This is a genomic window from Clostridium sp. CCUG 7971 (assembly GCF_017590215.1).
Taxonomy (GTDB): domain Bacteria; phylum Bacillota; class Clostridia; order Peptostreptococcales; family Peptostreptococcaceae; genus Faecalimicrobium.
In genome coordinates, this window is record NZ_JAFFPK010000129.1 from 1 (window position 1) to 8,868 (window position 8,868).

At 27.0% G+C, this 8,868-nt stretch carries 9 protein-coding genes; all 9 read right to left on the minus strand.

Features of this window, described 5'->3' with window-relative positions:
• Positions 1-10 precede the first annotated feature (10 nt).
• The gene (locus tag JWF52_RS15470) at positions 11-316 is read right to left on the minus strand and encodes a hypothetical protein (protein WP_208334430.1); all 306 of its coding nucleotides are present in this window, start codon (positions 314-316) and stop codon (positions 11-13) included.
• Positions 317-372: 56 nt separating this feature from the next.
• Complete coding sequence (locus JWF52_RS15475) at positions 373-1,947, minus strand: FUSC family protein (protein ID WP_208334431.1); 1,575 nt, start codon at positions 1,945-1,947, stop codon at positions 373-375.
• A 270-nt stretch (positions 1,948-2,217) separates the two neighbouring features.
• Positions 2,218-3,069 (minus strand): MurR/RpiR family transcriptional regulator, encoded by an 852-nt coding sequence (locus JWF52_RS15480; RefSeq protein WP_208334432.1) that lies wholly within the window; start codon positions 3,067-3,069, stop codon positions 2,218-2,220.
• Between the two features lie 15 nt (positions 3,070-3,084).
• Positions 3,085-3,975, minus strand: coding sequence for an ROK family protein (locus JWF52_RS15485; protein WP_208334433.1), 891 nt, complete (start codon positions 3,973-3,975; stop codon positions 3,085-3,087).
• Positions 3,976-3,999: 24 nt separating this feature from the next.
• A complete protein-coding gene (locus tag JWF52_RS15490; RefSeq protein WP_208334434.1) occupies positions 4,000-4,800 on the minus strand; it encodes a sialate O-acetylesterase in 801 nt (266 codons plus the stop codon).
• A gap of 106 nt (positions 4,801-4,906) precedes the next feature.
• A complete protein-coding gene (locus JWF52_RS15495) occupies positions 4,907-5,359 on the minus strand; it encodes a NanQ anomerase/TabA/YiaL family protein (protein WP_208334435.1) in 453 nt (150 codons plus the stop codon).
• Positions 5,360-5,381: 22 nt separating this feature from the next.
• Positions 5,382-6,884, minus strand: coding sequence for a sodium:solute symporter family protein (locus JWF52_RS15500; protein WP_208334436.1), 1,503 nt, complete (start codon positions 6,882-6,884; stop codon positions 5,382-5,384).
• A 74-nt stretch (positions 6,885-6,958) separates the two neighbouring features.
• Entirely contained in the window at positions 6,959-7,852 is an 894-nt protein-coding gene (locus tag JWF52_RS15505) for an N-acetylneuraminate lyase (protein WP_208334437.1), read from the minus strand.
• A 72-nt stretch (positions 7,853-7,924) separates the two neighbouring features.
• A complete protein-coding gene (locus JWF52_RS15510) occupies positions 7,925-8,587 on the minus strand; it encodes an N-acetylmannosamine-6-phosphate 2-epimerase (RefSeq protein WP_208334438.1) in 663 nt (220 codons plus the stop codon).
• Positions 8,588-8,868: the final 281 nt, after the last annotated feature.

Consider the following 8,868-nt stretch of genomic DNA (forward strand, 5'->3'; position numbering starts at 1 on the left):
TTTTATTATATTATACAAATTGTAGTTCCTGTTTACTATCTATCTTTATAGTTTCATCTAATATACATATTAAATTTTCACATACTATTTTATCATTTGTACAATTTATATTTTTCATTTGATTTATTATATTATCTCTAAAATCCTCATATTCTTCTACTGTAAAATTTGATACATCATCTATATTGCCTAGCATATTAATAAGGTTTCCATCTTCTATTTTACCTTTCTTTACACTTATATAAAAGTTATACATATCACTGATTAATCTTTTTTGCGTTTTAATAAATTCTTCTTCTTTTCTATCATTAAACATTTTATTAACTAGTAATAGCCTATCCTCTATTAATGTTGGTATTAATAAAAGATTTTTTATACTATGATGATTATTCTTATCCTTGCATAGTAAGCTATTTCCTTTACTATTTCTTTAGTTGTATTTTTATATATATTTATTAAGTCTTTATAACCCTTTTTAGCATCATACGGAAGTATATATCTATTTGCCAACAATGATATAATAGCACCTATTATTATATACATTACTCTGTGTAGTACTAATATATCCGGACTAGATGCAATTGCTGCTGAACCTAATGATGATACTGTAACACATATTATTAAATACTTATAATTAGTTAGATATGAATTCATATATCCTGCTAAAATCAAAATTAGCCCTCTTATAGATTCATCTTTTATTATTGTAAATAATACAAAGAATAAAGCTGACCCAATAAGAGTAGCCTCTACTCTCTGTTCAGACTTTGTTAAGCAGTTTTCTGAATATGTTTGAGTCAAAGAGAATACAGTAAACATTATCCATCTTCCGTCTTGTAACTTAAAGTAATCCATTATAAAACCTGCTATAGCTGTTAACAATCCTATCTTAAGAGCATAAGAAAATCTTAAAGACTCAGTGTTAAAATTTCTCTTATGTATTGAAATCGATTTAAAACTTTGTGGTATTTCTAATTTTTTGTTAGTATCAGTTTTTATTTTATTAACTTTGTATTGTTTTATATTCTCATATATATTTTCTTCTAAATTATATACCTCATATAAATACGAATCGTCTAAATCTTTTTTCTTCTTAATATCCTCTAATTTTTGTAATAGATTTAAATCCGTATCATCTTTTAATAAATTTTTTATATCGTTTAATTCATTATTTATTGTGTCTAATATTTTATTTTTATTTTCTATCAGATTATCTAAAGTACTTTCAATCAATCCAAGATTATTAAGACTATATCTATCAAGTATTAAACTTATCCTTTCTATGGAAAATAAAATATTTAATAAATTAATACCTTTTTCTGTAACATAAAATTCTTCTTTTCTATTATCATAAATTATTCTTTTTAACTCTTTTGATAATTCTTCTATTTTTTTATCACAAGTATTAGTATTTTTATTTTCTTTTAATAATTTTATTTTATATTTTAATTCATCACATATTAATGAAATGTTTTTTTCTCCTAGTTTTTGTAGCTTATTCTTATTTAAAATTATCTGAACAAGTATTACAAAGGCTGCACCAAATACTAAAGACATAAATCTCATTGGCAGTTGTTCTAGATTAATCGGTGTACTCACCATAAATAAATATTGAAGACCAAATGGAACATACATAGGCTTTCTTAATTCATAATTAAAAAAGTAACCAACCATAAATAATGATAAAAAATTACATATTAGACCAATCCAAATATTTTGAGATGCAAAAAAAGCTAATGAGCCTAGTATTACATTTATTGATAATATTTTAAGAAAATTACTTAATAATGTTGATGTCAAATCCCTTTCTAAAAACATTAATGTTGCAGTTATTACTGTAACGCCTATAAGTGTATTTTCTTCTCCAAATAATGTTTTAAACATTACTATAAAACTTAAAATAAAAATAAATAAAAAGGTCTTTGATACTATTACCTTTTTGGTCATTAAATCACTCCTTTTCTCGATTGTTTATAATATTAATATTATCATAGTTGGAAATTAAATAAAAATTTGGTAATATACGATATATAATTTATTTTTATACTTTTTTATGCTTATTTATACGTATGTTATCGAATATTAAAGACTATAATATTTGTATATTTTTGATGTACACATATTTTATCACTTAATTTTTAAATTTTAATAAATAAAAAATGATGTAAATATAAATAAACACTTTTGCATACTTATACTTGCATCATTTTATTTTGATTACTCTAAATTAAAAAGCTTTATTGCATTAGTAGTTTTAACTTTTCGCTCTAATGATTCATTAAATTCTTCTTTTACTACCTGTGTATAGATAAGGTCTATCATAAAAATTTGAGCTAATTTAGATGATATAGAACCTGTCTCTAAAACTGTTTCTCCTGATATATAGCCTAAATTCACATCTGATATATCCTTTAACTCAGACTCTTTATTTTCAGTTATAGATATAACGTTTACTTTATTGGTTTTAGCTAATTTTACTGTTTTTATAATTTCCTCGGTTTCTCCTGAGTGAGATATTGCTACAATTAAATCTCCTTCATCCATTATAGATGCCATCATTATCATTGTATGACTACTATCAAAACATGTACAGTTTAAACCAATTCTCATAAATTTATAATTTGAATCCTGTGCAATTATACCTGAATAACCGATTCCTATGAAGTATATTCTTTTTGCATTTATTATTAACTGAGAGCATTTTTGTACATCCTCGCTGTTTATTATTTCTACAGTATTTGCCAAAATATTAATGTTAGAATTTAATAATTTTCTTGCAGTATCAATAGCAGATTCGTCATTTTCTATATTGCTGTTTATTATATTTCTTTTATACCTATTTGATGAAATCTCTTGTGCTAATGTAACTTTAAAGTCTTGTAAACTACTAAAACCCATTTTTCTTGCAAATCTTGTTATTGTAGATTCTCCAATATTGCTTTCTTTAGCAATTTGAGAAATCGGCTTATAAGCTACATCTGATAAATTTTCTTTTATATAGCTTATAAGTAACTTATCCGACTTTGTAGCCTTAAAATCTGGTACCTCTAATTGTTCTAAAATATTCATATAAACCCTTCTAACTTAATACACTTTTTGTAAATAATTATACAATGCTCCTAGCATTCCTGCATCATTTTGCATTTTTGCAAATTCAATTTTAGTATTATTATAAACACTTGGTATTAATGTATTTTTAAGTTCTTTCTCTATCTTAGGCTTTAAAAACTCTTCTTGTGCCATTATTCCTCCACCTAATATTATAACTTGTGGATTTATTAAATAGGCAATATTTGCTATTCCTATTGATAATGATTTTATCATATTATCAATTTCATTTAAACAATCTTCATCATTATTTTTTGCTAAATCAAATATTATTTTCCCATTTATATCTTTTTCATTTAACGATTTTACTTTTGCTACTCTCTTTACTAAACTTGTTGTTGATGCTAAATCTTGGAATGTTTCTCCATTTATATTCATATATCCAATTTCACCGGCACTATTACTGAACCCACGAACTAATTTATTATCTAAAATTACGCATCCACCTATACCAGTTCCAATAGTCATGCAAATAGATGATTTACTATCTTTTCCAGATCCTATCCACATTTCTCCCAGTCCTGCACAATTTACATCATTTTCAACTTCGCATCTTATATTAAATTCACGTTCTATTTCCTTTTTAATTTCCATACCTGTGTAGTTTGGTATTAAATGTTCTAAAGCATAAGATATTTTTCCAGCTTCAGGGTCTACCATTCCAGCTGTAGATATACATATTCCACTTATATTATTGTCACTTATATATTTTCTTACTATTGTTTTCATTTTCTCTAGTATCCCAAATCCACCTTTTTCAAGTGCCTCAGTATCCATACTAGATTTATCTATTATTATTCCATCTTCCAGTGCTAACCCATATTTTATAGAAGTTCCACCTATATCTATACAAACGAATTTTTTCATAGTCAATCTCCATGCCTAATTATTTTATAGTACTTTACTTATATTTTCTAATTGTTCAATATAGTTTCTCTCTACATCTAAGTTTATAGTATCTTCTAGTTCTAAATCTTTTTTTGTAGTGTGATATTTATATATATTTTTACTTAAATCCTTTCCAAGTATATTTAATCCAATCTGAGAATAATGAACGTCATCTATTACTAAATTTTCATCATGGAAAGTCATAGCTCTTTTACTCCCAAGTGATAAAATTTCACATTCTTTGCATGCAGCTTCTTGGGATGCTGCTATTCTTCTAGTTCTAATAAAGTAATCTTTGTGACCTAACCAATAGCCTGTTAAACTTATAAACATTTTATCTATATGACATTCATCTTTTAATCTATTTGCTATAGATTTTAAGTTTTCTTTATAGTATAATGCATCACTACCATATTTTGCATCACTTTCTCCCTGAATCCATATGACATATTTATTTTCTATTTCATATTTTTCACTTATTTTTGTACATCCCTCATTAAATTTTTTTATAGCATCATTTAAAAACTGATTTGCATCATGATTCCAATTTTTTATTCTTGATCCATCTTTAGCTTCATGTATAAAGCAAACTTTATTACCTGTCATGCTATTCCAATTATTTGAAAATGCAGGGGCTATAGTTCCATCACCTTCAGAACTTTCCAAAACACATCTCATTTTTATAATTTCTCCGCTTTTTAAGTATTCAAAACAGTTTTCATTTGGAATTTCACTGTCTTTTGGATTACCTACTCCCCTTGCATTACTTTGACCAATTAGTAAAAATACATCTATTTTTTCCATTATACCTTACCCCCTTAATTTACATAGGATTTGATTGCTTTTATACTAAATCAGGGAGAGTAGAAAACTACTCTCCCTTTTAATATATTTTATAGGTACATTTTAACTATCTCACTATTACCTTGAATATAGCTTTCTTTATATTTTCTTTATTGTTAACTTTTATAGCTGTCATATGTCCATCTTCTGGATAGCAAACTAAGAAATCTCCTTTTCTAAGTTCAACATAACTATTAGGTTCTCCTTCAAGAGGAAGAAAGTCACCTTCTTCTTGATAAGGCTTTTGTTCTAAATTTTCTATAAAGTTTAAGTCTATTCTCTCACATCCATCAAGCATTAGATGAACATCTATATATTTTTTATGAGCTTCCCAAAATCTATCTTCTTTTTCGCAAGTCTCATATCCAACTATATTTACGAAAATATCATCTCCATCTATAACGTGGCTTCCTTTTTCATAGTCTAATAATACATTTTCTTTAGCATAATCTAAACATCTAAGTAAATCTTTATCTAAGTTGGCATACGTTTTCTCGTGCTTTATATTTCCAAATATCATGTTTAGTTCCTCCTACTTAATATTATCCTTCAAAATATATAGTTGCTTCGTTGTTAGTTTCTTCTTTTTTATTAGACATCTTTAATTGAATAATACTTGCTATTTGACCTACTACTACTGATGTAGTTATTGTTACTAGCGAATATGCCCAAGAAGTAACTTCTGGAACATTATATTTTAAGTAAACAACTAATATAGCTGAAACTGTAAATCCTACATAAGCTCCAAATCTAGTTGCTTTTTTACAGAATGCTCCTAGTATGAATATTCCTGCTAAAACTCCAAGTACTAGACCCATAAAACTATTAAACCATTCGTAAGCTGATTTTATTTCTCCATTTGCAAGTACTATCGCAACACCGATAGCCACTATACCTACACCTAAAGATATATATTTAGCTATTTGAGTTTGTTTTTCAAAACTCATATCTTTGCTTATCATAGTTTGAATATCTAATGTCCAGCTTGTTGCAACTGAGTTAAGCCCAGTTGATAATGTAGATTGACTAGCTGCATATATTGCTGCAAGTAATATTCCTGTTACCCCTACTGGTAATTGGTATGCAATGTATGATGCAAATATTTGGTCTTGTTGAGCTGTTTGAGCTAACTCTGGATGTTGACCGTAGAATACGAATAAACAAGTTCCTATTAAATAAAATACTGTAGCAAGTACTATTGATAGTATACCATTTCCATAAGTCATTTTCTTTAGTTCTTTTAAATCTGTAGTTGTTGTAAATCTTTGTACTATATCTTGACTTGATACATATGAAGATAATGTATTAAGTCCAGCACCAACTAATATTATAAATACACTTGATTTTAATATGTTTGGATCAAATAAAGTTTCACCTTCAGCTAAGAATTTTCCACCTTCAGAAAGAGATGACATTACTGATCCAAATCCTCCATCTATTTTACTTATTAAGAAGAATAAAGTACAAGTAACACCTACTATTAAAACCATACCTTGTATAAAATCTGTCCATAAAACTGATTTTAAACCACCTGTATATGAATATATTATTGCTATTACACCCATTACAATTATTAATGCATTAACTGAAATTCCTGTAAGATCTGCTAAAACTACTGATGGTAAATACATTATAATAGACATACGTCCGATTTGATAGATTATAAACATTAAAGCACCGATTACTCTAAGTCCTTTACTATCGTATCTTATTTCTAAGTATTGGTAAGCTGTATCTAAATCTAATCTACTATATAATGGTAAGAAGAATTTTATTGTTAAAGGTACTGCTATAAATATACCTAGTTGTGCAAACCATAATATCCAAGTTCCACCATATGAGTTACCTGCTAGTGATAAAAATGATATTGGACTTAAAAGTGTTGCAAATATTGATACTGATGTTACCCACCAAGGTATAGTCCCATCACCTTTGAAAAACTCTTTTCCCTTCATGTCTTTCTTTGAAAATAAAAGTCCTGCAAATAATACCGCTAATAAATAAACTACTAATATACCAAAGTCAATCATTGTAAAACCTTGCATATTTTACAACTCCCCTCTTATTTTTGTATAAAGAGAAGTATTTTAAATACTTCTCTTTTCTCTTAAGTTAGCTTTTATAATTTTAATAAAGCTTCTTCATTTTGAAAGTATTTCTTATGCATTTCTTTAGCTTTTGCTCTCATTTCCTCAGTTGCTTCTTTCATAGGTTGTCTACAGAATCCTGCTTCTACGCCTTCTTCTTCAAGTATTGCTTTTATTGTTTGATATAATCCATTTCCTAATATATCTGTTATTAGATCATTAGTAACATGTTGTATTTCTAAAGCTTGTGCTATTTTTCCTTCTTGAGCTAACTCAAATATTTGTCTAGCTCTTAAACCATTTACGTTGAATGTTGAACCTATAGCACCATCTACTCCAAGTACAGTAGCTGGTAACATCATTTCATCAAATCCAGCAAATATTAATTTATCAGGGAATCTCTTTCTCATTCTTTCTAATAAATAGAAATCTGCTGCTGTAAACTTAACACCTATTATTTTTTCATTTTCAAATAATTCAGCAAATTGATCTAAACTCATATTTACACCAGTTAAGAATGGTATAGAATATATTATCATTTTGTTATCTACAGAGTTTATTATTGTCTCATAGTAATGCTTTATTTCTGCAAAATCGAATTTATAGTAGAAAGGTGTAACCGCACTTAGTGAATCATACCCTAAATCAGTAGCGAATTTAGCAAGTTCAACAGCTTCTTTTAAGTTAACAGAACCAACTTGAGCTATTAACTTTATTTGATCTTTAGCTTCATCTTTAGCTATTTCAAATATTCTTTTCTTTTCATCAGTTGATAACATAAAGTTTTCACCTGTAGATCCTCCTACATAAAGACCATCCACTTTGCATACATCAATGTTATGTCTAATTATTTGTCTTAAACCTTTTTCATTTATGTTTCCATCCTTATCAAATGATACTAGTAATGCTGAGTAAATTCCTTTCATATCTGTTCCTCCCAAAATTTATATATATTTTTTTATTAAACTAATTTAATTTATTACTTATTTTATAACGTTTTATAATGCTTTTACAAATTTTTCTGTTATAAGTTGAGGCCTTGTAATTGCAGATCCCACAACTGCTGAGTGTACACCTTTACTAAAGGCATCTTTTAAATCATTAGGTGTATTAACTTTTCCTTCTGCTATAACTGGTATTGATAAATCTTTTACTAATTTTTCCATCAATTCTAAGTCAGGTCCATCAGTTTTTTTAGTATATGGAGTATATCCTGATAATGTTGTTGAAACACAGTCTGCTCCAGATTTATATGCATTTATACCTTCTTCATAATTTGATATATCTGCCATAACCAATACATCTTTTGACTTTATATAATCTATTAATTCCTTTAAGCTTTCATCATTAGGTCTTTTTCTATTAGTAGCATCTAATGCTATCATTTCACACCCTGTAGTTAAAAGTTCATCGACTTCTTTTTTAGTTGGTGTTATAAAGATTTCTGAATCTTCATAGTTCCTTTTTATAATACCTACTACTGGTAATGAAGTTACTTCTTTTATTTCTATAATATCTTCAACACCTTGAGCGCGAATTGCAACTGCACCACCCTCCATTGCAGCTTTTGCCATTCTCCCCATTATAAATGGGCTATGTAATGGCTCATCTTCTAATGCTTGGCACGATACTATTAACTTGCCTTTTATTATATCTAACATTTATTAGCCAACTCTTTCCTTTTTGAAAATATTTTTCTTTTTTCTATAATTGAATAATAACATGAAATCATTTTCCCTGCAACATATTTTCATTATTTTTTAAAAAATTTATTTTTTCTTCTTTTATTCATAATTTTAAGCTAAAATTATTTATTTTTCCATAGTTTTGAAAGTTTATTTCAATTACTAATTATAAATATCACTCTATTATTTAGAAAGTTTTTTTCATTTTATTATTTTTACACTGACTATTTATAACATAAAAAATAAAAGAGCCTAAG